This window comes from Mycolicibacterium insubricum (assembly GCF_010731615.1).
Lineage (GTDB): Bacteria > Actinomycetota > Actinomycetes > Mycobacteriales > Mycobacteriaceae > Mycobacterium > Mycobacterium insubricum.
In genome coordinates, this window is record NZ_AP022618.1 from 145,588 (window position 1) to 171,586 (window position 25,999).

Sequence of the window (25,999 nt, forward strand, 5' to 3'; positions counted from 1 at the left end):
CCCCGACTAGTCCCATAACTGGGCATTAAGCCGGACAGGAATCTCAGGTCGATCGTCACCACGACACAGGTTTCGCCGTCGTCGCGCAATTCCAGGATTCGCGCGGCGGCGCGTCCTGCCGCAGTGGGACAGTGCAGCTTCCAGCATTGCGAGCAGGCGTTCGCAGTATCAGTTGCGGCTCGGTCAGCGCCTGAAATCGAGCATCGTCGGTGTGCGACCCACCTCATGGCGTCCGGTCGGTCAGCCGAACAGATATACACCAGACAACGCAACCAAAAGCACGGCACAGTACACATCGAAGAGTTGCCTGAGTCCGACAGGCGCTTCGCGTAAGTCCATGAAGTACAGCCCGATGATGCGGACCTTGAAGATTGCGACGAGGAAAATGAACAGGCTCGCTGCGAAATGTGCCGAATCGACTGCGCCTGTCTGCGTGCCCAAAACCCATGACACGAGCGTCAGAACTATCAGAATCAGCCACGCAAGCGTTGTGCGACTGCGCAATACCAGTGCCATCATTTCACCGCACTAAGAAGACTAGAGGGAAAATGACGATCCAGAGTAGGTCGACCATATGCCAGAAGCAGCCACTTCCTTCGAAGAACGCCACTTGCTGCGACGTCACGCTGGGACCGCGTGTGATCGGCAAAAGAGCCATCAGCACGCCAAGCCCGACGAGAACGTGCGCGAGATGCAAGCCGGTGAGAACGAAGTAATACATGAAGAAGTTGTTGGTGTTCCAGGTGATTCCTGCAGCGAACTTCTCCTGGTATTCAATCGCCTTGACCACCACGAAGCACGCGCCAATCAGAATTCCCGAGAACAGCAGTCGACTCGCCAACGCACCGGGACCTCTGGACTGAAGCGTTTGAAACGCGAAAACGATCAGGACTGAGCTCGTCAACAAGATCAAGGTGTTGATCGCGCCGGAGTTACGGTTGAGCAGCGCCTGGGACTCGGCAAACAGTTCCGGCTCCTGGCCTCTTTTGACGAGATAAACGATGAAAAGCGCTCCGAAAACCGTGAGATCCGCGAAGAGTAGGACCCACAGGCCGGGCTCACCCGGGATGTGTTGCCGTCGTTCTTCGTCAGCTTGCGGCCTTGAGCTCGCCATATGCAGGGGTGCCATCATCTTCCCTTGCGGTGGTATAGGTCGACAGCGGTGACCACAAGACGGGCAGACTCGACGCAGCCGCTGAGCCCCGCTCCGAGTGGAGGTCTGGCGCCGTCACCCACGTTCCACAGATTTGGAATCGGAGTCTCGTTCGGCCAATCCCTACCTGGAATTGCCCGTTGACCAGGCCAGTCGCCCGTACACACCGCAACGGAGATGATATGCGCGTCGGAGAAGCCGGGAAATGCTGCCGCAGCCTCCTCTTTAAGCAACTGAACCTCGGTGTCGGTATCGAATCCAGAACTGGCCGGGTGCGGGGTACTGGACACACAGTAGAGATGCTTTCCCGGAGGGGCGAGTCGCGGGGACGGACCGCTGACATAGGCCGCGTAGGCCATCCGCCTGGTCAATCCAAAGAAGGTGAGGGTCTTCAGGTTTGGAATCGGTTTGGACGTCGAGAAGTTGAGCGTAATCAGCGTGCCCGGGTAGTCCTTTTCCAGCAGGGACGCGAGATAGCCAGAGGGCCAGCAGTTTTCGTCGATTAAATTTCCTGTGGCCACAGGGCCGACGTTGCTGACGACGGACTTGGTGTGGACTGTGGTCACCAGCCCCTCGTTATCCTCTAGGCGTAGCCCATCAACGAGTCCCGACGACCCGACGTCGATCCCGACGACTCTGGTTTTCAGCAGCAAATTTCCTCCGGACCGCTGATAGTGGTCGACAAGGTCCTGCCAAGGCCCGATCGACCCGTCGGGATGGGCTCCGTAGGGGTTCATTCCCCCCTTCTTTGTGAGGTAGTCGAAGAAGACCTGGGCTGAGACATCGCAGGGTTCAGCAGCGAACATGGCACTCGAGAGATTGCGCACCAACCTGCGTACGGACTCGGAGACACGCAGCTGGATCAGCCACTCAGCTAGCGTTAGATCCGCGGAGGGGCGGAACCAGCCGAATCGGCGAGCCAAACCGCCGATGGTTGGTATGACTACCTTATTAACCAGCATCCCGGAGAAGCCACTCATCACCTGGATATCCCGCCGTCCAAGCCGCAGCACTAGCGGTATGGCCTGCTTGCGGGCGCGGATCTGGACACCTACATCTTCGAACAGCTCCGCGTTAGCGCCGCCAAGTTCGAATATTTGCGCCCCGGTGTTGATCCCGTACCCGTCGACTCTGATTGTTGAAGCGCGTCCGCCCACTTGCGGTTCGGCTTCGACCAAGAGAGTTCGATAGCCTTTGTGGTGCAGTAGTGCTGCCGCAGCAACCCCGCCCGCACCTGCACCGACAATCACGGTATCAAAAGAGTCTTTCGATTCTTCGGTCAACAAGGCCCCTCCATTGCTAAGGCACTGACGGCGCGAGGTCCCACACGTCGGACCTCATGCGGCATGATTTGTGTTCCGCGAGTAGTTCGAGGGCAGTTGGGTCTGAACGAAAACAGCTGCATTCGATCTAGCGCGACGAAAGACCAGCACTCACCAGAATGGCTTCTTTGGGCGCAACGTTCTGCGCCCAGCCTGGCAGTGCCTGGTCGACATCGTCGGAACGTTTGGTGGCCTTCAACATAGCCCATGAGATGGCGACGATCCAGACAAAGAACGCGGTTGCGAGAAGCCAAAAGCCGATCACCCCGTTCCAGGTCAACGGGCCGGTCTGGACGAAGACGCAGAACCCTCCAGCCGCGACGCTGATTGCTGCCCAAATGCTCAGGTACGCAACCCATCGCGGCACCAGGGGCTGGCGGCGTGGATCCTGCAAAACAGCCACGGCCAGCAGCAGCATCTGCACCATCGCAGTACTCACCACCCCGATGAACATGAGCCATCCGAGGTCGAAACACAACTGAATCAGTTCGGGGTTACGCTCGGGCCGGTAGCGAGCAGCCTGCCAAATCATTTGCGGCACTATGAATTCCAGAATCAAGCAAGCTGCCGCCAGGCTTTGCGCGGTTCCCAGCGGGGATTGGAAGCCGACGCAACGCCGGATTTGATGTGTGATGGCTGCTCCCAGGAACGCCAAGAGTGATGCCCCACTGGTCAAGATCAGCAAGCCGATGCCAATTGACGTGCCACCTCCGACGAACATCTGTTGAACTTCGGACATCGACATATTGGGCCCGGGTGGGGGGACCCAGCCGGCTACGGCGAATCCGAGGAAGAAGAGCGGCAAGAACCCTAATCCCAGCCACACCGACCATCGCTGATGTCGCTCGGTCATACGATTCACCCTCGCTGTCTCGCCACCATCCGCGCACGTGGCGTGTCGATCTTGGTGCTATAACTTCCAGGCTCATGCTACGAACCGATTGACTATGAGTCAATGACGTACAGTCGACGAATGCGTGAGGGCGGATGCCTCCGCCCCTAGGGGTCTGCAAACAGGCTGTCCACGGCTCCCGAGTTGGGTCAAACCGCTTAGGGCGTTGATCGCGCGGAGTGATCGGCCCAACTCGGGCTGGACGGCAAAAACAAACAACCCATATGTGCGCATGTGCGTATATGTAGGTGATAATGGGGTGCGTGACGAATCGTCCGATTCGGGTTGGGCTGATGCCCGGCGCGCTGAAAGATGCTGTGTTTCGGCGATTGTTCGCCGCCCAAGTTGTCGCGTTGGTGGGTACCGGCTTGTTGACGGTCGCGCTGGGTCTGCTGGCGTATGACTTGGCCGGCGGTCAGGCCGGCGGCGTGTTGGGGACCGCGTTGGCGATCAAGATGGTGGCCTATGTGGCGGTGGCCCCGCTGATGGCCGCGGTGACCGATCGGATTCCGCGCCGGCTTTTGCTGGTGGGCGCCGACGTCGTGCGCGGTGGTGTGGCCTTGTTGTTGCCGTTCGTCGACGCGGTTTGGCAGATCTACGTGCTGGTGTTCGTACTGCAGGCGGCCTCCGCCACGTTCACCCCGGCGTTCCAGTCAGTCATACCGTCGGTGCTGCCCGATGAGGACGAGTACACCCAGGCGCTGTCGATGTCGCGGTTGGCCTACGACCTGGAATCGTTGTTGAGCCCTATGCTGGCTGCCGCATTGTTGACTGTGATGTCTTATCACTCAATGTTTTTGGGCACGGTCGCCGGGTTTGCCGCCTCGGCGGTCTTGGTGCTGACCAGCCACCTGCCGACGTTACCGATGCCGGAGGGCCGCGAGCCGCTGCTCAACCGGATTCTGGCCGGCGTGCGAGCGATGGGCCGCCGTTGCGAGTTGCGCGCGCTTTTGGCTTTGAACCTGGCCGTGGCTGCGGCGACGGGGTTGGTCGTCGTCAACACTGTGATCTACGTGCGAGACCTGCTCGGCGCGCCGCAGTCCGGTTTGGCGATCGCCCTGGCCTGCTATGGCGGCGGGTCGATGGCCATCGCGCTGAGTGTGCCGCGACTGCTGCGCACCATCGATGACCGGACCGTGATGCTGAGCGGCGCCGTGCTGTCAGCTATTGCGTTGGGTGCCACCGCGGTGTTCCTGGTCGCGCATCAAGGCCCGGTGGTTGGCTGGATTGAGCTGGGCGGACTGTGGGTGGTGTTGGGTGCGGCCACCTCCATGATCAACACTCCGTCGGCACGGCTGTTACGCCGCAACTCGACCCTCGACAATCGCACCGCGGTATTCACCGCGCAGTTCTCGTTGTCGCATGCCTGCTTCCTGCTGACGTATCCGATCGCTGGATGGATCGGCGCGTTGTTCGGCCAGCCCGCCGCCGCCACGGTGCTCGCTGTGGTCGCTACACTCGCCGCGGGAACAGCTTTTGCGCTCTGGCGGCCGGTCGGGGCGGCGAACAGGTAGCGGGAAGGTGGTCCGGATGCCGCGATCAGGATCAGGTGATCCGGCGCCGGCCGAGTTGCCGACCGCCAGTCTCCGCCATGACGCCGAACCGGATCAGCAACGTCTGGACACCGCCAGCGACCTGTTCCGAATGCTCGCGGACTCGACCCGGCTGCATCTGTTGTGGTTGCTGGCGCAGGGCGAGTCCGACGTCGCCGCGTTGACAGCCACGACTGGGAGCTCACGCACCTCGATCAGCCAGCACTTGGCAAAGCTACGGTTCGCCGGGCTGGTCGCCACCCGCCGAGAGGGGCGCCACGTTATCTACCGGCTGGTCGATGGCCACCTGAGCAGGCTCGTCCGGGAAGGCCTCAACTACGCCGACCACCACGTCACCGGCGAACCTCATCACTTCTGATATCGCGATACTGATGATCGGGATCGCCGTGCTCGTCTACTAGTCGCGGAAACCACGGCGCTCCGCGCAGCGGGCGGTAGTCCGCCGCGGCAAAAGCTGCTGCGGCTGCCGCTAACAGCGCCAGGACGAGGGCTGGCTGCGGGGTGGCGTTCGCGGGGAACTCGTGAAACAACAGCCAGGCCAACGTGATCGTGGTGATGACGCCGAGGGCATCGGTTGCGCCGACAATCGAAACATCGGGCCGGTTCAGGCCGAACCGTCCGCCGGTGATCGCCGTGGTCAACGCACACCCAGCTACCGCCACGCAGAGCGGAAGAGTGACCTTCCACAACCCCCATGCGATGCGATCAGCGTCCTGTCCCTGTGCCCACGGCAGAAAGAGTGCGACGACCATCAGGGCGCCGCCGGCGGCGCAGACCAGCCGTCGAAGCAATACAGTCATTTCGTCCTCCTCACGGTGATACCGGTGATCGTCGCGGTCGCAGGTCGTGCTGTCGATTACCTACAGGTAATGGAATGGTGATCCCGATCTGGCTACAGTCGGTGCAAATGGCAACCAACAGTTCTGCCGGGTCAGACTCCGTCGGACCGCTGCTGCGGGAGTGGCGGCAACGGCGCCGATTGACCCAGTTGGAGCTCGCGATTGATGCAGGTGTATCGGCGCGGCACCTGAGTTTCGTCGAGACCGGCCGCTCCAAGCCCGGGCGAGAAATGCTGCTGCGTCTCGGTGATCGGCTGCAGATCCCCTTTCGCGACCGTAACCGGATACTGCTCGCCGCCGGGTACGCTCCGGCGTTCCCCGAGCACCCGTTCGGCGGACCGGAGCTCGCTCCGGTCCGCGATGCGCTAGACCGAATTCTGAAGAGTCACGAGCCCTATCCAGCGGTCGTCTTCGACCGACACTGGAATCTGGTGGCGGCGAACGCGGCGATACAACCGCTCATCGCGACAATCGATCCCGCTCTGCTGACTCCGCCCGTCAACGTTCTGCGCGTCGGGCTGGCACTGATGCCACAGATCGTCAACGTCTACGAGGTCATGATGTACTTCCGCGATCGGCTTCAGCGTCAGCTCACCGCCACCGCCGACGTCCAGCTTGCGCAGCTCCTGGCAGAGTTCGAAAACTACCTGGCACGCGAAAACCCGGGCGAAGAAAGTGAATCTGATTTCGCACAGAATCTCGGTCCGGTCAGAGTCCGAGCACCCGGCGGCGGTGAGTGGTCGTTCTTCGGCATGTTCGGCACTTTCGACATGCCGTTCGAGGTGACGGTCTCCGAGCTGGCCATCGAGTTGCTCTTTCCCGCCGATGCCACGACTGCCGCTGCGTTTGAATCGCTGGCCCGACTGCGCGAAGAGAACTAGGCGGGGCCATCCGGTCTGGGCGGAGCCAGGAACCAAGCCAGGTGGTAGTTGGCGAGGGAGCGGTGGCCGTCGACCAGCGCTTCGATGGCGGCCAGGAGTTGCCAGTTGGCGATGTCCTCGCGGTCTGCCCGCGGGTAGGCCGCGAGGACCTTTTCCGCGATCGCGGCCAGACACTCACGCAGCAGGGTGATTTCGTTGTCCGGCACGCCGGTACCGGACACGGCCGCTCGGGCCAGGGTGTGCGCGAGCCGGGGCAGGCCGTCGCGCCACTGGGTGGCCCGGCAGATCTCCCAGCCGAGTTCGGCGACCTCGGGTGCCCGCAGCGGCCGGGTCGAGAGGTTCACCGCCTCGGGATCCGGTTCCGGTAGACGCGTTGAGGGTGTGGTCACTGCGGCGTCGACGACCGCGCCGAGCAGGTCGTCGATACCGACGCGGCGGACCTGCGGCGTCAGTACCGTTGCGGTGGCTGGGATCTCGATGCCCGGGGGCAGCCAACCGTCGGCGAGGTCGGTGACCACCAGGGTGGTGCCGTCGGCCTTGTCCCCGACCGCCCAGCACAGCCGGGACTGTTGGAGGGCCATCGCGTTGGCCAGTCGGCGCAGCCGATGCCGGTCTACTCGGCGGCCGATCTCCGCGCCCCCGACCGCCGCGGTCGCGGTGGTTGCGGCATAGGTGGCCGGCGTGGTTGCCGGGGAGGGCGGCGAGGTACGTACGACGGCGGGTTGCCCGAGACCTGCATGCCCCGGTCCCGCGGGGCTGACACTCGGGGCGGCGAGCACGGGCGCCGCCGCGGCGGAAGGAACGACGGCCGCCGGGCGCAGGTCGGCCCCGTATCCCGGCAGCGCGGACACCGGCGGCGCGGACGGCACGGGTGGGGCCGTTGCAGCCACCGGCGGCGCAGCCTGCGGCGGGGCAGCCACGCCGACCGGCTGGTACTGAGGTTCGGCGGCCAGCGCGTGCTCGACCAGGGTGTGAGTGGCGAGCACCGGCGGTGGCGTAGCCACTTGGGCCGGGGCGACCGGCGATTGGTGCGCCGGCATGGCAGGCAAAACGGATTCTGAGTTGCTCATCGGCATCGGCGCACCGGAATGCACCGGCAGGTCGGGCCCTGCGGTGGCATGCACGGGCGCACTCGACGCGGTCGGTGCGGTCGGCGTCTGCGGCAACGAGGTTGCCGGAGACTGCGGCAGTCCGGGACCAGCTGACGTCGACGGGACTGCCGTCGGTGCCGCCGGGCCTGGGGTTCCCGGGACAGGAGTTGCCGGGGCTCCAGGGGCGACGGGCGCCTGGGGTGTGGGACCGACGGTGTTCGGGGCGTTCGGGTGAGTCTCGATGATGGCGTGGGCGGCGGCGGGGACGGGGGGCTCGGGAGCGGTTGGCCGGGGAGCATGGCCGAGATCTACCCGCCCCCGGGGGCTCGTAGGCTCGGGTTTGATTTCACCCGGGCTGGAATCCGCTCTTCCCATGTCTACGGTGTGGCTTGTCCCACGATCATTTGGAGAAGCAGGGCTCCGTACAGCGTCAGACATGCCCCCACCGAGGCCACCCTCCGGTGCATGCTCCGGCTGGACAGCGTCCTCTTTGAGCGTTGACTGCACGATTTGTTCGAGATGCTCACCCTCCGGCTTCTGGGATCGTCCGAGCTCAATCCCATTGGCATTCGCCAGATCCCGCAGCGCCGGGGCGCCATCCTCCTCGACGACACGCTGCGCCGCACTCATGATGGTCTGTGCGTGGGCGCCTGCCGCGTGGTCGGCCTGGGCCTGGTACTTCGCGATGACGGCGACGATCTTGGGTACCTTGTCGGAGTTGTTGCCCTTGGCCCGCCGAATGGCTTCGATCTCCCGATTGCCGCTGCCGGCATACTCGGTGAGCTGGCCTCGCAGTGCGGTCAGTGCGTCCCGGGCGGTCCCGTAGGCCTCCCTCTTCACCCGGTTGGATTCGGCGATCCGCTGCGCATCGTCGCGGCCGCGGCGGAAGGCCGCCCGTATGTCGTCGGCGGTGACGCCCTCCTGCTCGACCAGCGGTCCGTCGATGGCGGTCTGCAGTCTGTCACCGAAGGCCCGGTAGCCGGCCTCAATCGCTCCCCGGCTGGTGGCGGCCGCGCCCAGCGCGGCGACCGAACTACCCGCCGGCCACTGGTGACCGACCAGCACCGGCGACCATTCGCCATCGGGCAGATCGGTCATGGGCGCCTCCGCGGTCTGCACTCAACGAGTCGACTGGTTACAAATCTCAACGAGTCGGCCGGAACTGTCCTTCAGGTCACCGATCGCCCGCCCCTGGCCTGGGTCGTCATTGTCCTTCCCCGCCAAGTAGTTCATCGACACCTGCAAGAGCAGTGACGAATAGCGATGGATTTCTTTCACCAGCGGGGACGGCGTTGCCGCGTCGGTCTGATCGATCAGATACGCCTGGCCCGTAACCAGCGCGAGCCGCCCATTCGTTGCCAACGCCTGCTTGAGCGCAACATCGTCGCCTCCTTCGAGATGCGAAGTACGAGTAACCGTCGCACTCACCAGATCAATCGCGGCACACGCCTTGCTCTTTGCCGCGGCCACCTCGTCGTCGCTGTAACTCACCACCGTGGGCTCGGCCGTCGGCGCAGACACCGGCCGGAACCAGCCGATCACCGCCAGAATGCAGGCCATTAGCGCCATCAGGAGCGCCGACCACGTCAGCCACCGCGACGGCCCGGACCCCCCGACCGTCGGCGCCCGACCCCCGAGGGCCGGCGGCACCGTCGCCATCGTCAAATCGTATCGCCGCAATCGAAATCCGCCAGTCACCCGGCAAAAGAATCCCGGAGCGGTCAATCCGCGCACTCCGCGGGCAACCACGTACCCTGGGGCATACAGCTATGGGTTACCAAAACGTGTGGATCATCGTGCCCGCCTTCAACGAGGCGAGCGTCATCGGTGACGTCATCACCGAGTTGCGGGCCACCTTCGACAACGTGGTCCTGGTCGACGACGGCAGCCGCGACGAAACCTCGGCCCGCGCATACGCCGCCGGCGCGCACGTCGTCACCCACCCGGTGAACCTCGGCCAGGGCGCGGCCATCCAGACCGGCGTCGAGTACGCCCGCCGTCGCCCCGGCTCCGAGGCGTTCGCCACTTTCGACGCCGACGGCCAGCACAGGGTCGCCGACGTGGTGGCCATGCTGGACCGGCTCTCCCGCGAGGACGTCGACATCGTCGTGGGCACCCGGTTCGCCGCCGGACCGCCGAAGGGTGTGCCGATCCTCAAGCGCATCATCCTCAAGACCGCAGCCGCACTCAGCCCGAGCAGCCGGCGGCTGGGCCTGACCGATGCGCACAACGGCCTACGGGTGTTCAACCGCACGGTCGCCGAATCGCTGAACATCACCATGAACGGCATGAGCCATGCCAGCGAGATCATCGCCATGATCGTCGAAAACGGCTGGCGGGCAACCGAAGAGCCCGTCGAAATCCTGTACACCGAGTACTCGATGTCCAAGGGGCAGCCGCTGCTCAACGGCGTCAACATCGTGTTCGACGGGTTCCTGCGCAACCGGTTGCCGAGGTGATCCGATGCATCCGGTGATCACCGGTATCCAGCCGCTGCTGATCGGCGCCATCCTCGCGCTGCTGGTCTACCTGCTCAGCTCGCGGCGCAGCGCCAAGACCAAGGCCTGGGTGAAGGTCGGCTACGTCCTGTTCGTGATCGCCGCGGTGTACGCGATCCTGCGCCCCAACGACACCACCGTCGTCGCGCACTGGCTGGGGGTCTCCCGCGGCGCCGACCTGCTCACCTACGGCCTGGTGATCGCCTTCATCTTCACCACCATCAGCACCTACATCCGGTTCAAGGACCTGGAGCTCCGCTACGCCCGGTTGGCCCGCGCGGTGGCCCTGCAGAACGCCCGGCCGCCGGCCGAGGATCCAGCAGCCTGAGCCCCCTACCGAGCCCCCCGGAAGAACTCGACGGTCCGGGCGATGCCGTCGGCGAGCGAAACCTGGGGGCGCCAGCCCAGCACCTGCTCGGCGCGGGAGATGTCCAGGCAGGAGCGCCGCAGGTCCCCCAGTCGGGCCGGGTGGAACTCCGGGTCGTCGGGCGCCCCGGCGGCCAGCGCCACCGCGGTGTGCAGCGCCCGGTCCGAGGTCTCGATGCCGGTGCCGACGTTGAACCGCAGCCCGTTGCCGGCGGTGCTGCCGGCCTTGACGAACGCGTCCACCACGTCGTCGACGAACACGTAGTCGCGGGTGTTGGAGCCGTCGCCGAACACCTTGGTCGGGCGGCCCTCCAGCAGCGCCTGGGCGAAGATCGCCACCACACCGGCCTCGCCGTGCGGATCCTGGCGCGGCCCGTAGACATTGGCCGGAGCGATGTGCGAGCACTCCAGCCCGTAGAGGTGCCCGAAGGTCTGCAGGTAAATCTCGCCGCACACCTTGCCCGCGGCATACGGCGAATGCGGGTCGGTGGGTACGGTCTCGGGCGTCGGGAACTCCGACGGGACGCCGTAGATGGAGCCGCCGGAGCTGGTGTGCACCACCTTGCGCACCCCGGTCTGGCGCGCGGCGTCGGCCACGCGCACGGTTCCGGTGACGTTGACCGTCGAGTCGAACTGCGGGTTGGCCACCGAATGGCGAACGTCGATCTGGGCGGCCAGGTGGAACACCACCTCGGGGCTGAACTGGCCGAAGATGCCGGTCAGGTCGGCCTCGACGATGTCGGCCTCGACGAAGAAGAACTCCGGGTTGTCGGAGAGATGCTCCAGATTGGTGGCCCGCCCGGTGGCGAAATTGTCCAGTCCGACGACGGAGTGACCGTCGTCGAGCAGGCGGTCGACCAGCGTCGATCCGATGAACCCGGCAGCCCCGGTGACCAGTGCGCGCATCGGCCCCACACTACCGAGCCCGGATGAGCGGGTATGAAATACAGGTGTCCCCCCGTCGTGTCGCCACCCTCGCCGTCACCGCCGTCGCGGTGCAGCTGGTGGTCCGCGCGTTGCTGGCGTTCGGCGGTTACTTCTACTGGGACGACCTGATCCTGGTCGCCAAGGCCGGCACCGAACCGCTGGCCTCGGCGTCGTACCTGTTCGACGACCACGACGGGCACCTGATGCCGGGCGGGTTCCTGCTCGGCGGACTGATCACCCACGCCGCGCCGCTGGTCTGGTGGCCGGCGGCGGCCAGCCTGGTGGTGCTGCAGGTGCTGGCCTCCGGTGCGCTGCTGCGGGCGCTGCACACCATCCTGGGCTGGCGGCCGGTACTGCTGGTGCCGCTACTGTTCGCGCTGTTCACGCCACTGGGCATCCCGTCATTCGCGTGGTGGGCGGCCGGGCTGAACGCGCTGCCGATGCAGGCGGCACTGGCCTGGGTGTGCGCCGACGCGATCCTGCTGGTGCGCACCGGGAACCGCCGCTACGCGGTGACCGGGTCGCTGGCGCTGCTCGGCGGGTTGCTGTTCTTCGAGAAGTCCGCGGTGATCGGGTTCGTGGCGTTTGCCGTCGTCGCCCTGTACCTGTACGTGACGACGACGGACGGTTGGCGCTCGACGCTGGCAGCCACCTGGGGCCGGGCCCGGCCGCTGTGGCTGGCGATCGCGGCGATCACCGCGGCGTGGATCGTGCTGTACGTCAACGTGGTCGACCAGCGGCGGTGGAGCACCGACCTGCCGATGACAGGGCGGCTGCTGGCCCGCTCGTTCACCCACGGCATCGTGCCGGGCCTGGTCGGCGGCCCGTGGGAATGGCAGCGGTGGGCGCCGGCGTCGCCGTGGGGGGTGCCGTCGGTCGCGGTGATGGTGGCCGGCTGGGTGGCACTCGTCGCGGCGGTCGCGCTGAGTCTGGCCCGCAAGCAGCGGCTGGGCCCGGTGTGGCTGGTGGCGCTGGGGTACGCGGTGGCCTGCCAGATCCCGATCTATCTGATGCGCTCGTCGAAGTTCACCGCCCTGGAGCTGGCGCAGACCCTGCGGTACTTCCCCGATCTGGTGGTGGTGCTGGCGCTGCTGGCGGCCGTGGGATTCTGCGCGCCGACGCGGGCCACGACAGGTCGGGCGATACGGACACCCACCGAGGACGACGGCGCGCCGGAACCGGGAACACGCACGCTCGCCGACAAATGGGGGACTAGGAGCTGGGTGCCGGGGAAGGCGGCGACGGCCACAGCGCTGGTGGCGTTCCTGGTCAGCAGCGGCTATTCGACGGCGACGTTCCTGGTCAGCTGGTGCGACAACCCGACACGGGAGTACCTGAGGAACGCGCGGGCGTCGCTGGCGGCGGCCGCCGCGGAATCGGAAGCGCCGCTGCTCGACCAGGAGGTCGACCCGCTGATCCTGCAGCGGATCATGTGGCCCTCGAACCTGGCCAGTCACCTGTTCGCGCTGCTGCCCGAGCGGCCCGCCTTCGCCCCGGCGACCACCCGGCTGCGGATGTTCGACGCGAAGGGCCGGCTGCTGGATGCCAAGGTGACCTGGGTGCGGACCATCGTGGCGGGGCCGGTGCCCGGCTGCGGATACCTGGTGCAGACCGACGCGCCGGTCCGGCTGCCGCTCGACGGCCCGCTGCTGCCGGCCGACTGGACCACCGAGATCAACTACCTGGCCAACTCCCCCGGCTCGCTGACCATGACGCTGGAGGAGGGCATCCCCGCCAAGGTGCCCGTGCAGCCGGGCCTGAATCGGGTGTTCGTCCGGCTGCCCGGCGCCGGTCAGTCCATCACCGTCACTGCCGATACCGCCGCGCTGTCGGTGTGTGTGGCCTCCGGGCCGCTGGGGTTCCTGGCCCCGGTGTAGGGACCGCGCCGTTGGGGCCGATGGGTCGCGTCGGCCCGAGACCGTTACAACGGACGGCTCACCGGGACCACACGAACGATGCCTTCCAAACCGTCGAAATCATCGGGATTGGTTGTGTAGAGCGGTAACCCCGCGGCTGCTGCTACGGCGGCGATCATGAGGTCGGCTACCCGGCGACGGGGACTCCGACCACGAGCCAGCACTGCGGCGCTGATACGTCCGTATGCCCGAGCCGCCTCTGTCTCGAACGGGATTGGATCGAATTCGTTCTCGGCACGCTGCAGTACATCGGCGCGCCGAGCGCGCTCTTCGACGGCCTCGGCGTTGTCGCCGGCCGCGAGGTGGACACCCGCCGAGAGTTCGGCCAACGTGACCGCACTGATCGCCATCTGGTCGGGAAGCTCGTCGGGGTCGATAGCCCGGCGCAGGATCAAGATGTTCGTGTCGAGCAGCCCGAGTTTCGGGTCATCGGGCATACGGATCACGTAGTTCCTGGTCGGCGACGGCATCCTGGTCTGCACGGAACGCCTCGGCGTCGATCAGTGGCGCGAGTCGAGATGTCCGGGCAAATTCGGCGCGTGAGACGAAACGGCGGCGCCGGCGCAGCGGAACTAGCTCGGCGATCTTGGTGCCGTCCCGGGTGACGGTAAAGGAATCACCGTGCTCGACGGCATCCATGATCTCCTTCGACCGCATGCGCAGATCGCGCTGGCTGACCTCCCGCGGAGCACCCATGTAGCACACGGTAGCACTGTGTGCCACATAGCGGACTTAGCCGTTGGCCGCTCACCGCACCGTGACAGACTGCCCCCATGTCTGACTACCGCGAAAAGGGCCTGGCGGTGTTCCGCGAGATGGTCCCGGGTGTGCTGCCCGACTCCGACGACGACGTCAACTGGGGCTCCGGGTTCGCCTCGGAACTGATGGACATCGGCGTGGAGTCCATCTTCGGCCGGCTGTGGAGCCGACCCGGCCTGGCCCGGCGCGACCGCTCCCTGCTGACCCTCGGCATCCTCATCGCTTTAGGTTCCGAGCATGAGCTGGAGTCGCACTTCGCGATCGCGCGGCGCAACGGGCTGACCGAGGACGAGCTGGCCGAGGTCGTCTATCACGCATCCGGGTACGCCGGGTTCCCCGCCGCCAACACCGCAAAAGCCGCCGCCCTGCGGGCGTTTGCACGTCCCACCCGGAATCGCTCAGCTGAGGAGTGAGGCTGTTGAGAGTCGATTTTAAAGGCGCCCCGCGCACGCTCCGACTCGGGCGATGATCACGACTCCGGTTCGTCCGCCGTGGCATCTGGGCGCAACGCGTCGGCCAGCTGCGGGAGATGGGCCGAGATCACGTCGCGGACGACATCAACGTCAACCCCGAAGTAGCGATGGACAAGGATGTTCCGGAAACCGCGGATCTGTGGCCAGGCGATCTCCGGGTGCGCATCGGTGATCTCCGCCGGCAGGTGATTCGCAGCCTCACCGATGATCTGCAGGTTCCGCTCCACAGCATCCTCTGCCATGTCGACCAGATCCGGGTCAGCGCCGTTCTCAAGCACACCGGCGTAGCGCTGGCACCGGTCGATCGCCTCCAGAATGTCGCCGATCCGCTGGTCGGTGCCGCGACTCACAGCGCGACCGCGTCCTCGATGACGGACTGCGAGACCTCTCGCTTGAGCAGCTGTATCGGGAACACATCAATGTCGTCGCGGCCGAACAAGGCCCGGGTCTCCTCCATGAGCCCGGATGCCCGCATCAGGATGTTCCCGTCAGCGGGGTCCATCTCGACGAGAATGTCGATGTCACTGCCTTCATTCGCAGTGCCGCGCGCGACGGAGCCGAACAGCTGCGGGCGCGTCGCAGCGTACTTGTCCAGCAAAGCCTGGAACTCGCCGCGACGCGCGTCGATGAGCGCGCGCAGGGCGCGCGTCTCGGGCGTCACAGCCATCTCCGACATATCCAAAGAATACCGGGCTACCCCACATTCAACGGCGATGAAAACCGGCTCCGAAGCATCCAGAAGGCGCACACCGGGCGAGATGACGTCGCGCTTCGCGATCACCGGGCGCAACGGGCTGACTGAGGACGAGCTGGCCGAGGTCGTGTATCACGCAACCGGGTATGCGGGATTCCCGGCCGCCAACACCGCAAAAGCCACCGCCCTGCGGGCGTTTGCACGCTCGCAGGGCGGGGCTGGCTCTAAAGAGGAGTAACGACGGCCGGGGTCAGGCGGCGTGGTCGGTCTTGTGCTCCGTCTTGGTCTCCTTCTTGGGAGCGACCTTCGAGGGGGAATCGTCCGAGCCCTTCTTGTTCGGCTTGATACCCACCTTGGCCAGGCCGTTGTTGACGTCCTGTTCGGCCCTCTTAGCCCGGTTCTCGATGTTCTTGCCAACCTCCTGGACAGCGCCCTTGAGGTCGCCCTGTCCCAGCTTGTCCGTTACCGCTTTGGTCCGCTCCTGAGCGCCGGTGAGACTGTTCTGAGACTTCGTCAGCTGACGCTGCAGACCCGAGGTCGTACCGGAGCCCGAACCGCCCTTGAGTGCCTGAGCAATCGCCCGGGCGTTGTTGCCGGTGCCCAGGTTGCTCAGGAAGTCCTTGCCGGTGAGCTTGGTGGTCGGGGTGCCGGAACCGATCTGATCCTGTTCCGCCGACGCCGCCACGATCGACTGCGGCTGGACGCCGCGGTTCGCGCTGCCGGTCAGGGTGTTCGGGCTCGTTGTCCCTGTTGCGTTGAGGTTGTTGATCAGTCCGCTCGTGCCGGACGACTGAGTGGCACCGGAGATCGCGTCGCCGATCTGGTTCGTCAGCTTGTTGAACGCCCGGTTGCCGTCCATCAGCGGGGTGGCCAGGTCGATGTTGAGTCCCTTGATGGCGCCGCCGCCCTGGTCGATGAGCCCGTTTACCTGCGCGGTCGCCTGATCGAGCCCCTGTGCGATCTGCTTGACGACCGAGTTGCTGTCGACCGCGTCGAAGATCGGGTTCAGCTGTGTCTTGATCGACAGCAGCACCTGCTTCAGTGCACCGGCGACGGCGGTGGTCAGGCCGTTGCCGTAGAGGGCATCACCCAGCGCGCTGTTGCCGAACAGCTCCAGCTTTTGTTTGTCCGGGCTGAGCAGATTTCCGGTGATACCGGTGGTCGTACCGTTGCCGATCACGGCATCGAACAGCGCCTGCGGCGCCTGAAGGCCATCTACAAAGCTGACCGGACTGGTCCAGAACTTGGCCTGAGTTCCGGCCTCGTCAAAGCCGCGCTCGAACACCGGCTCACCGTTGACCGTCTTGAGATCGACATCCTGGTAGCCCATGGCCACCATCTGCCGCAGCACGTTGTCGAGCGACGAACTGACCGGTGTCGTGATCTTGAAGCCGGGTATCAGGCTGAGCAGCTGTGGCGCGGCCTGGAACGGCTGCAGCAACGGGAGGTTGCCGGAGTCGTACGTGATGTAAAGGTTGCCGTCCTCGCCGACGTGAGAGTGAAGCGTATTTGTCAGACCCATGACGGCGTTGAGGAGCTCCTCGAGGTCGACGTTCCCCTGGGTCAAACCCTCTACAAAATTGGCAATCCCCGCGGCGTCCTTCGGAATCAAGTAGGTCGGCGCCACAGCACCAGCGGCAGAGTTCGCCCAGGCCACCGGATTGAGGATGGTCGACGGCGCATCCGACATGATGTCGTAGGCAGCCGTGATGTCCCACACCGTCGTATTGGTGACCACGTTTCCGTTGGCGTCAACGTTATTGGGGTTGGACATGTTGATGCCGACCAGATCCGTGACCGGGGTCAGCAGCGACGCGATGCCGCCGCCAGTGCGCGACGCGTTACGCAGCGCGATCTCCAGGATCACTGTGTGATCGAACGCCCCGGTGGTGTCCTTGTTGATCTGATTGAGAGCCAGCGCGGTATTGGTGCCGCCGAATCCCCAGCTGATAGGGACCGCAATTGAGGATTGATACTCGCCGAAGTAGTTGTTGACAACCTCAGCGAATGCCCTCGGCCCCGCAGTAGGATCGAAAGGATGTTCTAGTGCTGCGGCCGCAGCGGCCGCAGCGGCATCCGCGAGAACGCTCGCAATGTGACTGGGCTCCAGCGCATCACCAATTGCAGCATCGAGCTTCGCGGTATTCAGGGGCAAAGAAGTAAGGTTCCCGTCCGTGTCCCTGACATCGAGCAGGGCGCCTCCGGCCGGCAACAGTAGCGGCTTGAGCAGCGCATAAATCGCCAATGTGTTGACGACGCTTGTGTCCAGTCCGGCAATCGCGTCGTAGGTTCCAGCCGGACCGAGTTCGGGCACGCCGATCTCCGGGAACGCGATATTCCCCACCCCAGGGATATCGATCCCGTCCTGCAGCGTGACAAGCAGGTCACTGATCTGCTGAAGGGTTCCCGAAATCGATTCACCACCCGGGATGAAGCCAGCGATCGTACTGAGCGTGCTCAGAGCGCTGCTTGGAGAGCCCATGCCCAGCGCCCGCATGATCTGCGCACCCGGGCCCACGGGGTAGATGCCAATGGACGCCGCGAGGTTGACGTCTTCCTGCATCTGCTTGACGGCGATGGCGTGGTCGCTGGCGGCGATGACCTCGGGAGCCGAGGTGACCGCCATGGTCAGACCGGCGGTGACGGCGACGGCAGCGCCGGCCATGCCGATGGTCTGGAGCTTGGCCTTGAGCAGCGAGGGCGGGGTGGGCTGTGACATGAACCGACCTTCTCATCCAGATGTGAGCTTGCTTACATCGCAGAACTTATCAGGTCGTTCTTACCTTGATCTCAGGTACCGGCGGAATTTTGCAAACTAGTTTTGATTGCAAGTACTTGAGATTTGCTCGCGCACAACCGCCGAAGCCACTAAACACGCAGCTACTGGCCTTGCAGCCGTCGGCAGGCGTCCGCCAGAACCCTTGCAAGCCAACAGTAACGCCGCTTACGGCGGTACCGCCGATACCTGAGGAACCAGAACCCCGGGCCGCGCGTTCGCCACGGCCTCGCTCGCCGCGAAAAATTATCCGGACACGTCCGACGTCTGCGGCCGTGTCATCACTTGTCCAGGTGCGGCCAGGGCGGGCGGCGCAGCACAGCGAGGGTGCCCAGCAGCGCCGCGACGAAGCCCGTCGACGTCCCGATCAACGCCATCAGATGCCCGTCGACCGCCGGAACCCAGGTCGCCCGGCCGTCGGCCACGGTGTACACCCCGACCACCCGCCGGCGACCCCGCCAGGTCGTGGTGGTGACGGTGACCAATGCCGTCCCGTCGGGCAGCGTCGTCAGCACGGCACCCTCGGACAGTTCGATCTCGGATCCCACAGTCGTCCCTTCCTCGCAGGCACGTCCACCGTGCCACGATCCGGCCGCCCGCGGGCCTCGCCCGCGCATTCTCCAGTCCCGCCGGGCGGAAAATAGCGGACCTCGCCCACTCGGGTCGCTCCTAGACTGAATACCGGGCGCCAGACGGCGAGGGGTGCATCCGCGGGAGGGGCACACATGGCTACGACAATGCTGCTACCCCGACGGCTGCTGTCCGAGCTCGCCGCGGCCGCGGGATCCGGGTGCGACCCGGATCCCGCGCTGGTCGAGTACCTGCTTGCCACACTGCCCAACATCACCGAGCGGGCGGTCCCGCCGCCGCCCGGTCATCCGTACTCCCGCACCACCCTGCACTGCGAGAACACGGTGGAGGTCATGGTCGCCCGCTGGGCGCCCCGGGCGTCCTGCGCGCCGCACGACCATGGCGGGTCATCGGGTTTCGTCGTGGCACTCGAGGGTACGTTTACCGAAACGCACTACCAATGGTCGGGCACGGACGTGGTTGCGGCCCAATCATTTCCGCGCGACGCCGGTGACGTTCGCGGTTTCGGTCCCCGGGTGATCCACGCCATGGTCGCGGGCCCGACCGGTGGCGTCACCCTGCACGTCTACTCCCCCGCGCCGCAGCGGATGAATGTCTATGACCTAAAGCGGCGGGAAATCCTGGATTTGGTCGGCGATTTCGGTGCCTGGATTCCCGACGGGCACCATCCTCGCATCCCGTTCGAACTCACCGGAGCGCGATCGTGGCCGATCTGATCTGGATCGCCCACACCACCCGGTACCGCGGCGGCTCCACCGAATTCGGCATCGCCGCGCACACCATGGCCCGGGAACTCGCCGCCACCCATCCCGATGCCGCGGTGGTGGTCGCCGCACTGGACGGCAAGGCCGACTTCACCGCGGCCATGGCCGACATCACGGCGGCCGGCGACCGGATCACCGAGCTGCACTTCCTCGGCCACGCCGGGATGTACGGACCGATGTTCGCCACCACCGCCTGGCCCGAACAGTTTTCGCCGCACGAGTGGCGCGACATGCACATCCCATTCACCCCGGGCGCCCAGGCGTACTTCCACACCTGCCGCTCGGCACGCTGGTTCGCACCGTTTTTCGCCGAGACCTTCGGTGTGCCCACCTGGGGCCATCACGGCTACACCACCGTCTCGGCCCGCCCGGACCGGTTCTCCTGGGCCGCCCTCAGCCACCCGGGGCAGCTATACCTGATCGAGACCGTCGGCCGGAAAACCCACGGCCTGACCGGTTCGCTGCGCAAATACTCGGGGGCACCGGCGATCCCGATGACCTGCGCGCACCCCGAACCGGCACCCGCGGCCCGCGGCTACGACGCCGTGGCCACTCTCTACGACCGGGCCTACGCCAACATTCGGGTTCGCGAAGCCGAATGGCACTGGCTCTCCGAACGACTCACCACCGTCCACCGGGAGACCGGCCGTCGGCTGCGGATCCTGGACATCGGCTGCGGCAACGGCGCACTGCTATCCGCGATCGGCGACCTGGGGGTGATGGAATCCGGTATCGGCGCGGATGTTTCCGCCGCCATGCTCGACACCGCGCGGGCCCGGGTGGACGATCCATGCATCGACTTCACCCTGATCGACTCCCCCGCGCTCCCGCTGCCCGCGCACAGCGTGGACGTCGTCGTGTCCTTTCTGTCGTTCCGCTACCTGGACTGGGACCCGGTGCTGGCCGAGATCCACCGGGTGCTTCGACCCGGCGGGCGGCTGCTGGTGGTCGACATGGTGGAACGACGGGCCACCACCGCCGACCTTCCCGCGCTGGCCCGCGCAGTGCTCGCACATCGGCGCACCCCGCATCGGCATCCGCGGTTCGCTCACGACCTCCGGGCTCTCGTCGAGCATCCGGACTGGCAGGAGGTGCTGCGCCACAACCCGATTCGCGCCGAACACGAGTACCGCTGGTATCTGGAAAGCCGGTTTCCCGGGGCGCGGCTGGAAACCCTGACCGTCGCGCCGCACAACCGCGTCGTCGCCCTGGACTCCGGGCCGGTCACCACTGCGGCGACGGTACCGATGAGCTATCCGTGACCCTGGGGCTCATCGACTGGGGCATCGGCGGAATCGGGTTGCTGCGGCTGCTCGACGAGACCGCACCCGGGCGCGACGTCATCTACTTCTCCGACACCGGCGCGGTGCCCTACGGTCGGCTGCGCACCGACGAGCTGGCCCGCCGGCTGCTCGCAGTCGTCACCGATCTCGCCGCCCGCGGCGCCACCGAGGTGATGCTGGCGTGCCACTCGGCGAGCACCGTCGCACCGCGACTGGCCGACACCCCGATTCCGGTGGTCGGCATCATCGACCACGCGCTGGCTGCCGTGCCCGAAAACCTCACGGGGCCGGTCGGCGTGGTGGGCGGTCGGCGCACCATCGGCTCCGGGTGCTACCGGCGGGCGTTGGCGGCGCGCGGTATCTCCGTGATTTCCCGAGTGGCCCAACCACTTTCCGGTCACATCGAGGCCGGCCGGGCATCCTCGCCGCGGTTCCGCGAAGACCTGCACCGCATCGTCGCACCGATCCGCGGGGCCGAGGCTCTGATCCTGGCGTGCACGCACTATCCGGCGGCCACCGATGAGTTCGCCGCCGCGCTGCCTGGCACCCTACTGATCGACCCGGCCGTGCACGCCGCGGCCGCACTGGCCGACGAACGCACCGGAGCCGGGTCGCGCACCTTCCTGACCACCGGCGATCCCGACGACATGCGCCGCGCCGCGGAGCTGGCCTGGGGGTACCGGATCGGTCCCGTCGCCGTCGTCTGAGCCGTGCTCAGCCCGCCGTGAGCTTCGACCTCTGGTCCGGGCACAGCGTGCCGATCGCAAAGCCGACCACCATGGCCTGCTTGGCCTTGTCGCCGGCCCCGGAGACGTTGTCCACCACCGTCATGTACGACGTTCCCGACGCCAGCGAGTCGCAGGCCTTGCGGCCCTGGGCGATCGCCTCGGAGTCACTGGAGAAGCCGATCCCCGCGGACCTCACGCTCGACAGATACGCACCGGTGTTGTCGTCCTTGGAACATCCCGACAGCAGCACTCCGGCGGCGGCCAGCGGGACGATCAGCAGGGGCGCAGTACGCATGGGGGTATCCGTTCCACGTCGTGGCAGTGTCACCGGCCACGCTACCGCCGTCGGCGGCAACCCAGGGACGGAAATTCCGGTCCGGAAGATAAGCCGTTCGGATGAGGCGCCGGCCCCGCTCCCGCTCCTAGGGTGAGCCGTCGGGTTGACAATCCCGTCGGCCCACCGAAGTCGGAGGCTGCCATGAAGTACCTCGTCGCCTGGACCTACCGGGCCAACGGAACCGCGGAGCAGAACGAGCAGAGCTTCCGGCGCGGCCTGGCGGCGTTCGCCCAGTGGCAGCAGCCGGACTCCACCATCTACCACCAGTTCCTCAGCCGCGTCGACGGCGGCGGCGGCTTCGCCGTGGTGGAAACCGACAACCCGGAAGACATCGCCGAAGTCACCGCCAAGTTCTCCTTCATCGCCGAGTACCAGGTCTACCCGGTGCTCGACATGGCCGACGGTGTCCAGCTGCTGTACAAGGGCGTCGAGTTCCTGGGAGGGATCGAATAGCCGGGCGGGCCGTCGCTACCAGACCTCGACCTTGCCGCCGAACGACTGCAGCGTCCCGGTGTTGCAGCCGCCCTTGATTCCGTCTGCCGTGATGAAGACGCCCTGGTCGCTCGGGTAGTCCTTGTCCCCGGGGTAGTGGTTGCGGTGAAAGACCAGTACCCCGGTGCTCGCACCCGGTTTGAGCACCATCGTCTTCTCCTGCTGGTTCTCGTAGAAGATGTGCGCCCTGATACCCGAGCAGTGCTCCGGGCTGGCGGTGAACCGGGCGTGCACCACCTCGGGCGGGTCGCTGAAGAAGGTCCAATGGCCCAACCAACAGGTCTGCGACTGGTCCGGCCCCGTCGCGCAGTCGACGGTGAAGTCCTCGGTGATGGGCAGCGTCGCGGCCTGCGCGGACGGCGCCAGGGACGTCATTGCCAGCACGGCGGCGGCGATGCCAATAGCGGTCTTGGAAGTCATTGCGGTCATCCCCCTTGGGCGTTGATGCCGCAAGTGAACTCGGCGACCGGAACGTGGGCCAACGTCCGTCCCGAAGAACGGAACGCAGATACCGACCGGACGATCAACGGGCGAGGCTGCCGTGGCGGGGAGATCCGCGAGAAAATGGAGCCGCCTGGGGGAATCGGACCCCCGACCTTCTCATTACGAGTGAGACGCTCTACCGACTGAGCTAAGGCGGCGTGCCCGGCGGACCGGGCGCAGTGGAGTCTACAGGGCCCGAACGGCCACCAGAAAACGGCCGCTTGGCCTGCTCAAGGCCCTGACCGAAGTGGTCGACGCCAAGCTCAGCGCGACCGGTCGGACTGCAAAGCCTGCCCGACGGTCGCGATCATCGCGTCGACGGCGAACTTCGGCTTCACGTTCGCCGCCAGCGCATCGCGGCAGATCAGCACCGCCTCGATGCAGCGCAGCAGCCGGTCCGGACCGGCGTGGGCGGCCAGCGCCGCGGCCCGGTCCTCCATGTCGGGATGGTTGGCCGTCACCGAGCCCGCCCCACTGGACACCATCAGCGCGTCGCGGAAGTGGCCGGCCAGGTCCATCAACGCCCGGTCCAGCGCGTCGCGCCCGGCCCGAGTGGCCCGCGACTTCTGCCGTCGTTCCAGTTCTTTGAGCGCGCCGGCGGATCCGCGCAGCGCACCGACCGCACCCTTGCCGGTGCCCCCGGCGCCCAGCGCGGTGCGCAGCTCCTCGGTCTCCACCTCGTCACGGTCGGTGGTCAGCGCCTTGGCCTCCTCCTCGGCGGCCTTCACCAGCTCCTCGGCCGCGGCATAGGCGCGCGACGGGGTGGCGGCGTCCCGTGCCAGACCCAGCGCGCGGGTCCGTCGGGCCCGGGCCTGGTCATCGGTGGCCAGCCGCCGGGCCCGCCCGACGTGCCCGCCGCTGACCGACGCCGCCCAGTGCGCGGTCTCGGGGTCCAGGCCGTCGCCGTCGATGAGCACCTCGGCGATCGACTCGACGGTCGGCGTGGTCAGCGCGACGTGCCGGCAGCGCGACCGCAGCGTGACGGCGATGTCCTCGGGATCCACCGACGGCGCGCACAGCACGAACACCGTCTGCGCCGGTGGTTCCTCCACCACTTTCAGCAGGGCGTTGGCGGCCCCCTCGGTGAGCCGGTCGGCGTCCTCGACGACGACGACCTGCCAGCGCCCGGTGGTGGGCCGCCGCGACGCCGACGCCACGATGGCCCGCATCTCGTCGACACCGATGGACAGCCCCTCGGGAACCACCCGGCGGACATCGGCGTGCGTGCCGGCCATCGTCGTCGTGCAGGCGCGGCAGTGGCCACACCCCGGGGACTCCGATTCGCACTGTAGAGCGGCGGCGAAACACAGGGCGGCCACCGAGCGTCCCGAGCCGGGAGGGCCGGTGATCAGCCAGGCGTGGGTCATCCCGGCGCTCACACTCGACGGCGAACCACTGTGAGATGTGTCACCGCGGGCCGCCGTCGCGGCGGCCGTCAACTCCGCCTCGACGGCATCCTGGCCGACCAACCGCGCAAAAACCCCGGACACCGGCCCACAGTAGCGCCCAGCACCGACGGCCAGGTCGATCAACCTATGCAAATTGCCCAACCCCGACCGATACGGTTTACCCGTGACACCCGCGTGGACCAACCCTGGGCGAATCAAGGCATTCGTCCGCTGGGTGGTCCGCACCCCCTGGCCGGTGTTCACCCTCGGCATGCTGCAGGCCGACATCATCGGTGCGCTGTTCGTGCTGGGGTTCCTGCGCTTCGGGCTGCCGTCGGAGGACCGCGTCCAGCTCCAGGACCTGCCGACCCGCAACCTGACGATCTTCCTGATCTATCTGTTCGTGGCGTTCACCGTCGGCGCGGCGCTGAGCCTGTGGCTGCTGGCGCCGGTGTTCCGCTGGCAGCGCCGCGACGGGCTGTTGGTCGACCCCGACCCGGCGGCCACCGACCTGGCCCGCACCCGGGCCCTGCGGATGCCGATCTACCGCACCATGATCAGCTCGGCGAACTGGATGACCGGCGGCATCGTGTTCATCACCGCCGCCGCCCCGGCCGCCCACGGCGCGATCCCGGTGCTCGTGGTGGCCACCGCGCTGGGCGCCACCGCGACGGCCATCATCGGCTACCTACAGTCCGAGCGGGTACTGCGCCCGGTGGCGGTGGCCGCGCTGCGCGGCGGGGTGCCGGAGAACTTCCACGCCGCCGGCGTCATGCAGCGCCTGGTCCTGACCTGGGTGCTGTCCACCGGGGTGCCGCTGCTGGCGATCGTGCTGGCCGTCGTCGCGTCGAAGACATCCATCCTGCAGGCCAGCGCCGACCAGATGAACACCCCGATCCTGATGCTGGCCATCACCGCGCTGGTGGTGGGCCTGGCCGGAACGGTGCTGGCCGCCATGTCGATCGCCGACCCACTGCGCCAGTTGCGCTGGGCCCTCGGCGAGGTGCAGCGCGGCAACTACAACGCCCACATGCAGATCTACGACGCCAGCGAGCTCGGCCTGCTGCAGGCCGGGTTCAACGACATGGTGCGCGACCTGGCCGAGCGGCAGCGACTGCGCGACCTGTTCGGCCGCTACGTCGGCGAGGACGTCGCCCGACGGGCCCTGGAGCGCGGCACCGAGCTGGGCGGTCAGGAACGCCACGTCGCGGTGCTGTTCGTCGACCTCGTCGGCTCGACGCACCTGGCCGCCACCCGACCGCCCAGCGAAGTGGTGATCCTGCTCAACGAGTTCTTCCGGGTGGTCGTCGACATCGCCGACCGGCACGGCGGGTTCGTCAACAAGTTCCAGGGTGACGCGGCGCTGTGCATCTTCGGTGCGCCGATCGAACATCCCGACGCCGCCGGTGCCGCGCTGGCCGCCGCCCGCGAGATGCACGACCATCTGCTTCCCATCCTGGGCGACGAGTTCGGGATCGGGGTGTCATCCGGGCGGGCTATCGCCGGGCACATCGGCGCACAGGCCCGGTTCGAGTACACCGTCATCGGTGATCCGGTGAACGAGGCCGCCCGGCTGACCGAGCTGGCGAAACTGGACCCGGGCCGGGTGCTGGCGTCGGCGACAGCGGTCAGCGACGCCAGCGACACCGAGGCCTTCGCCTGGACCGTCGGGGGCATCGTGCAGCTGCGCGGACGCACCGAGCCCACCCAGCTGGCCCACCCCGTCAAGCTCGCCACCCTGCACCCCGCGGGTGATCGGGTAAGCGATCACGCGGAGGGCTGACGGGCGCAGG

The 25,999-nt window shown here is 66.6% G+C and carries 30 protein-coding genes and 1 tRNA gene; 13 read left to right on the forward strand and 18 right to left on the reverse strand.

Annotation, left to right across the window (positions count from 1 at the left end):
• Positions 1-240: 240 nt before the first annotated feature.
• The 4 genes from G6N16_RS00665 to G6N16_RS00680 form a co-directional block, all read right to left on the reverse strand.
• Positions 241-516 (reverse strand): cytochrome C oxidase subunit IV family protein, encoded by a 276-nt coding sequence (locus G6N16_RS00665; protein WP_083029298.1) that lies wholly within the window; start codon positions 514-516, stop codon positions 241-243.
• Between the two features lie 4 nt (positions 517-520).
• On the reverse strand, positions 521-1,129 hold the full coding sequence (locus G6N16_RS00670) for a cytochrome c oxidase subunit 3 family protein (RefSeq protein ID WP_234805718.1): 609 nt from the start codon (positions 1,127-1,129) through the stop codon (positions 521-523).
• Positions 1,129-2,436, reverse strand: coding sequence for a phytoene desaturase family protein (locus G6N16_RS00675; protein WP_083029297.1), 1,308 nt, complete (start codon positions 2,434-2,436; stop codon positions 1,129-1,131). The genes G6N16_RS00670 and G6N16_RS00675 overlap by 1 nt, the downstream gene beginning before the upstream one ends.
• A 127-nt stretch (positions 2,437-2,563) precedes the next feature.
• Positions 2,564-3,328: a hypothetical protein gene (locus G6N16_RS00680; protein ID WP_133052869.1), complete on the reverse strand. Its 765-nt coding sequence runs from the start codon at positions 3,326-3,328 to the stop codon at positions 2,564-2,566.
• Between the two features lie 332 nt (positions 3,329-3,660).
• Here G6N16_RS00680 and G6N16_RS00685 point away from each other — a divergent pair, with 332 nt between their 5' ends.
• Together G6N16_RS00685 and G6N16_RS00690 are read left to right on the forward strand one after the other, a co-directional pair.
• Positions 3,661-4,881 carry an MFS transporter gene (locus G6N16_RS00685; protein ID WP_083029278.1) on the forward strand — a complete coding sequence of 407 codons (1,221 nt, stop codon included), beginning with the start codon at positions 3,661-3,663 and terminating at the stop codon, positions 4,879-4,881.
• Positions 4,882-4,897: 16 nt separating this feature from the next.
• Positions 4,898-5,278: an ArsR/SmtB family transcription factor gene (locus G6N16_RS00690; RefSeq protein ID WP_083029296.1), complete on the forward strand. Its 381-nt coding sequence runs from the start codon at positions 4,898-4,900 to the stop codon at positions 5,276-5,278.
• On the opposite strand, the gene G6N16_RS00695 is transcribed toward G6N16_RS00690, so the two are convergent.
• Complete coding sequence (locus tag G6N16_RS00695) at positions 5,253-5,672, reverse strand: hypothetical protein (RefSeq protein ID WP_163787715.1); 420 nt, start codon at positions 5,670-5,672, stop codon at positions 5,253-5,255. The genes G6N16_RS00690 and G6N16_RS00695 overlap by 26 nt on opposite strands.
• A 155-nt stretch (positions 5,673-5,827) precedes the next feature.
• Here G6N16_RS00695 and G6N16_RS00700 point away from each other — a divergent pair, with 155 nt between their 5' ends.
• Positions 5,828-6,640, forward strand: coding sequence for a helix-turn-helix domain-containing protein (locus G6N16_RS00700; protein ID WP_197913093.1), 813 nt, complete (start codon positions 5,828-5,830; stop codon positions 6,638-6,640).
• On the opposite strand, the gene G6N16_RS00705 is transcribed toward G6N16_RS00700, so the two are convergent.
• Both G6N16_RS00705 and G6N16_RS00710 read right to left on the reverse strand, forming a co-directional pair.
• On the reverse strand, positions 6,637-8,829 hold the full coding sequence (locus G6N16_RS00705; RefSeq protein ID WP_133052868.1) for a DUF5631 domain-containing protein: 2,193 nt from the start codon (positions 8,827-8,829) through the stop codon (positions 6,637-6,639). The two genes, G6N16_RS00700 and G6N16_RS00705, sit on opposite strands and share 4 nt — an antisense overlap.
• A 21-nt stretch (positions 8,830-8,850) precedes the next feature.
• The gene (locus G6N16_RS00710) at positions 8,851-9,390 is read right to left on the reverse strand and encodes a hypothetical protein (protein ID WP_083029274.1); all 540 of its coding nucleotides are present in this window, start codon (positions 9,388-9,390) and stop codon (positions 8,851-8,853) included.
• A 110-nt stretch (positions 9,391-9,500) separates the two neighbouring features.
• On the opposite strand from G6N16_RS00710, the gene G6N16_RS00715 reads away from it, so the two are divergent.
• Positions 9,501-10,190, forward strand: a complete 690-nt coding sequence (locus tag G6N16_RS00715; protein WP_083029273.1) for a polyprenyl-phospho-N-acetylgalactosaminyl synthase PpgS — start codon at positions 9,501-9,503, stop codon at positions 10,188-10,190.
• A gap of 13 nt (positions 10,191-10,203) precedes the next feature.
• Complete coding sequence (locus tag G6N16_RS00720; RefSeq protein ID WP_179961228.1) at positions 10,204-10,557, forward strand: DUF2304 domain-containing protein; 354 nt, start codon at positions 10,204-10,206, stop codon at positions 10,555-10,557.
• Between the two features lie 5 nt (positions 10,558-10,562).
• On the opposite strand, the gene G6N16_RS00725 is transcribed toward G6N16_RS00720, so the two are convergent.
• Entirely contained in the window at positions 10,563-11,501 is a 939-nt protein-coding gene (locus tag G6N16_RS00725; protein WP_083029271.1) for an NAD-dependent epimerase/dehydratase family protein, read from the reverse strand.
• Positions 11,502-11,545: 44 nt separating this feature from the next.
• Here G6N16_RS00725 and G6N16_RS00730 point away from each other — a divergent pair, with 44 nt between their 5' ends.
• Entirely contained in the window at positions 11,546-13,399 is a 1,854-nt protein-coding gene (locus tag G6N16_RS00730; protein ID WP_234805717.1) for a hypothetical protein, read from the forward strand.
• A gap of 44 nt (positions 13,400-13,443) precedes the next feature.
• Here the strand turns inward: G6N16_RS00730 and G6N16_RS00735 are convergent, their stop codons facing one another.
• Positions 13,444-13,875 carry a type II toxin-antitoxin system VapC family toxin gene (locus G6N16_RS00735; protein ID WP_083029270.1) on the reverse strand — a complete coding sequence of 144 codons (432 nt, stop codon included), beginning with the start codon at positions 13,873-13,875 and terminating at the stop codon, positions 13,444-13,446.
• Positions 13,865-14,134: a type II toxin-antitoxin system Phd/YefM family antitoxin gene (locus tag G6N16_RS00740; protein WP_083029294.1), complete on the reverse strand. Its 270-nt coding sequence runs from the start codon at positions 14,132-14,134 to the stop codon at positions 13,865-13,867. Before G6N16_RS00740 ends, G6N16_RS00735 begins: the two co-directional genes overlap by 11 nt.
• A gap of 77 nt (positions 14,135-14,211) precedes the next feature.
• Here G6N16_RS00740 and G6N16_RS00745 point away from each other — a divergent pair, with 77 nt between their 5' ends.
• Positions 14,212-14,610, forward strand: a complete 399-nt coding sequence (locus tag G6N16_RS00745) for a carboxymuconolactone decarboxylase family protein (RefSeq protein ID WP_083029269.1) — start codon at positions 14,212-14,214, stop codon at positions 14,608-14,610.
• Between the two features lie 56 nt (positions 14,611-14,666).
• On the opposite strand, the gene G6N16_RS00750 is transcribed toward G6N16_RS00745, so the two are convergent.
• Entirely contained in the window at positions 14,667-15,020 is a 354-nt protein-coding gene (locus tag G6N16_RS00750; RefSeq protein WP_083029268.1) for a HepT-like ribonuclease domain-containing protein, read from the reverse strand.
• Entirely contained in the window at positions 15,017-15,346 is a 330-nt protein-coding gene (locus G6N16_RS00755; RefSeq protein WP_083029267.1) for a nucleotidyltransferase family protein, read from the reverse strand. Before G6N16_RS00755 ends, G6N16_RS00750 begins: the two co-directional genes overlap by 4 nt.
• Positions 15,347-15,383: 37 nt before the next feature.
• Between G6N16_RS00755 and G6N16_RS00760 the strand changes: the two genes are divergently transcribed.
• Positions 15,384-15,602: a carboxymuconolactone decarboxylase family protein gene (locus G6N16_RS00760; protein WP_407663609.1), complete on the forward strand. Its 219-nt coding sequence runs from the start codon at positions 15,384-15,386 to the stop codon at positions 15,600-15,602.
• A gap of 12 nt (positions 15,603-15,614) precedes the next feature.
• On the opposite strand, the gene G6N16_RS00765 is transcribed toward G6N16_RS00760, so the two are convergent.
• Complete coding sequence (locus G6N16_RS00765; protein ID WP_083029266.1) at positions 15,615-18,083, reverse strand: alpha/beta hydrolase family protein; 2,469 nt, start codon at positions 18,081-18,083, stop codon at positions 15,615-15,617.
• A 338-nt stretch (positions 18,084-18,421) separates the two neighbouring features.
• Positions 18,422-18,688 (reverse strand): hypothetical protein, encoded by a 267-nt coding sequence (locus G6N16_RS00770; RefSeq protein ID WP_234805716.1) that lies wholly within the window; start codon positions 18,686-18,688, stop codon positions 18,422-18,424.
• A 177-nt stretch (positions 18,689-18,865) separates the two neighbouring features.
• Between G6N16_RS00770 and G6N16_RS00775 the strand changes: the two genes are divergently transcribed.
• The 3 genes from G6N16_RS00775 to G6N16_RS00785 are packed head-to-tail and all read left to right on the forward strand — an operon-like array spanning position 18,866 to position 21,485.
• Positions 18,866-19,447 carry a cysteine dioxygenase gene (locus tag G6N16_RS00775; protein ID WP_083029265.1) on the forward strand — a complete coding sequence of 194 codons (582 nt, stop codon included), beginning with the start codon at positions 18,866-18,868 and terminating at the stop codon, positions 19,445-19,447.
• The gene (locus G6N16_RS00780; protein WP_083029264.1) at positions 19,435-20,757 is read left to right on the forward strand and encodes a class I SAM-dependent methyltransferase; all 1,323 of its coding nucleotides are present in this window, start codon (positions 19,435-19,437) and stop codon (positions 20,755-20,757) included. The genes G6N16_RS00775 and G6N16_RS00780 overlap by 13 nt, the downstream gene beginning before the upstream one ends.
• The gene (locus G6N16_RS00785) at positions 20,754-21,485 is read left to right on the forward strand and encodes a glutamate racemase (protein WP_163787716.1); all 732 of its coding nucleotides are present in this window, start codon (positions 20,754-20,756) and stop codon (positions 21,483-21,485) included. Before G6N16_RS00780 ends, G6N16_RS00785 begins: the two co-directional genes overlap by 4 nt.
• Before the next feature lie 7 nt (positions 21,486-21,492).
• Here G6N16_RS00785 and G6N16_RS00790 read toward each other — a convergent pair whose 3' ends face one another.
• Entirely contained in the window at positions 21,493-21,801 is a 309-nt protein-coding gene (locus G6N16_RS00790) for a DUF732 domain-containing protein (RefSeq protein ID WP_083029263.1), read from the reverse strand.
• Positions 21,802-21,984: 183 nt separating this feature from the next.
• Here G6N16_RS00790 and G6N16_RS00795 point away from each other — a divergent pair, with 183 nt between their 5' ends.
• On the forward strand, positions 21,985-22,296 hold the full coding sequence (locus G6N16_RS00795; protein ID WP_083029262.1) for a DUF3303 domain-containing protein: 312 nt from the start codon (positions 21,985-21,987) through the stop codon (positions 22,294-22,296).
• Positions 22,297-22,311: 15 nt separating this feature from the next.
• Here the strand turns inward: G6N16_RS00795 and G6N16_RS00800 are convergent, their stop codons facing one another.
• From G6N16_RS00800 to G6N16_RS00810, 3 genes are all read right to left on the reverse strand, one after another.
• Positions 22,312-22,755 carry a hypothetical protein gene (locus tag G6N16_RS00800; RefSeq protein WP_133052866.1) on the reverse strand — a complete coding sequence of 148 codons (444 nt, stop codon included), beginning with the start codon at positions 22,753-22,755 and terminating at the stop codon, positions 22,312-22,314.
• A 145-nt stretch (positions 22,756-22,900) separates the two neighbouring features.
• Positions 22,901-22,976, reverse strand: a tRNA-Thr gene (locus G6N16_RS00805).
• Between the two features lie 105 nt (positions 22,977-23,081).
• Positions 23,082-24,308: a DNA polymerase III subunit delta' gene (locus tag G6N16_RS00810; RefSeq protein WP_083029260.1), complete on the reverse strand. Its 1,227-nt coding sequence runs from the start codon at positions 24,306-24,308 to the stop codon at positions 23,082-23,084.
• Between the two features lie 82 nt (positions 24,309-24,390).
• On the opposite strand from G6N16_RS00810, the gene G6N16_RS00815 reads away from it, so the two are divergent.
• Positions 24,391-25,989 (forward strand): adenylate/guanylate cyclase domain-containing protein, encoded by a 1,599-nt coding sequence (locus tag G6N16_RS00815; RefSeq protein ID WP_083029259.1) that lies wholly within the window; start codon positions 24,391-24,393, stop codon positions 25,987-25,989.
• The last annotated feature ends 10 nt before the right edge of the window (positions 25,990-25,999 follow it).

Excerpts from the sequence above, each read along its gene's own strand:
- G6N16_RS00755 (WP_083029267.1), bottom strand. The coding sequence starts at position 15,346 with ATGTCGGAGATGGCTGTGACGCCCGAGACGCGCGCCCTGCGCGCGCTC.
- G6N16_RS00690 (WP_083029296.1), top strand. The coding sequence starts at position 4,898 with ATGCCGCGATCAGGATCAGGTGATCCGGCGCCGGCCGAGTTGCCGACC.
- G6N16_RS00725 (WP_083029271.1), bottom strand. The coding sequence starts at position 11,501 with ATGCGCGCACTGGTCACCGGGGCTGCCGGGTTCATCGGATCGACGCTG.
- G6N16_RS00670 (WP_234805718.1), bottom strand. The coding sequence starts at position 1,129 with ATGGCACCCCTGCATATGGCGAGCTCAAGGCCGCAAGCTGACGAAGAA.
- G6N16_RS00710 (WP_083029274.1), bottom strand. The coding sequence starts at position 9,390 with ATGGCGACGGTGCCGCCGGCCCTCGGGGGTCGGGCGCCGACGGTCGGG.
- G6N16_RS00685 (WP_083029278.1), top strand. The coding sequence starts at position 3,661 with ATGCCCGGCGCGCTGAAAGATGCTGTGTTTCGGCGATTGTTCGCCGCC.
- G6N16_RS00790 (WP_083029263.1), bottom strand. The coding sequence starts at position 21,801 with ATGCGTACTGCGCCCCTGCTGATCGTCCCGCTGGCCGCCGCCGGAGTG.
- G6N16_RS00765 (WP_083029266.1), bottom strand. The coding sequence starts at position 18,083 with ATGTCACAGCCCACCCCGCCCTCGCTGCTCAAGGCCAAGCTCCAGACC.
- G6N16_RS00695 (WP_163787715.1), bottom strand. The coding sequence starts at position 5,672 with ATGGTCGTCGCACTCTTTCTGCCGTGGGCACAGGGACAGGACGCTGAT.
- G6N16_RS00795 (WP_083029262.1), top strand. The coding sequence starts at position 21,985 with ATGAAGTACCTCGTCGCCTGGACCTACCGGGCCAACGGAACCGCGGAG.
- G6N16_RS00705 (WP_133052868.1), bottom strand. The coding sequence starts at position 8,829 with ATGACCGATCTGCCCGATGGCGAATGGTCGCCGGTGCTGGTCGGTCAC.
- G6N16_RS00775 (WP_083029265.1), top strand. The coding sequence starts at position 18,866 with ATGGCTACGACAATGCTGCTACCCCGACGGCTGCTGTCCGAGCTCGCC.
- G6N16_RS00745 (WP_083029269.1), top strand. The coding sequence starts at position 14,212 with ATGTCTGACTACCGCGAAAAGGGCCTGGCGGTGTTCCGCGAGATGGTC.
- G6N16_RS00680 (WP_133052869.1), bottom strand. The coding sequence starts at position 3,328 with ATGACCGAGCGACATCAGCGATGGTCGGTGTGGCTGGGATTAGGGTTC.
- G6N16_RS00715 (WP_083029273.1), top strand. The coding sequence starts at position 9,501 with ATGGGTTACCAAAACGTGTGGATCATCGTGCCCGCCTTCAACGAGGCG.
- G6N16_RS00740 (WP_083029294.1), bottom strand. The coding sequence starts at position 14,134 with ATGGGTGCTCCGCGGGAGGTCAGCCAGCGCGATCTGCGCATGCGGTCG.
- G6N16_RS00735 (WP_083029270.1), bottom strand. The coding sequence starts at position 13,875 with ATGCCCGATGACCCGAAACTCGGGCTGCTCGACACGAACATCTTGATC.
- G6N16_RS00665 (WP_083029298.1), bottom strand. The coding sequence starts at position 516 with ATGGCACTGGTATTGCGCAGTCGCACAACGCTTGCGTGGCTGATTCTG.
- G6N16_RS00700 (WP_197913093.1), top strand. The coding sequence starts at position 5,828 with ATGGCAACCAACAGTTCTGCCGGGTCAGACTCCGTCGGACCGCTGCTG.
- G6N16_RS00800 (WP_133052866.1), bottom strand. The coding sequence starts at position 22,755 with ATGACTTCCAAGACCGCTATTGGCATCGCCGCCGCCGTGCTGGCAATG.
- G6N16_RS00760 (WP_407663609.1), top strand. The coding sequence starts at position 15,384 with ATGAAAACCGGCTCCGAAGCATCCAGAAGGCGCACACCGGGCGAGATG.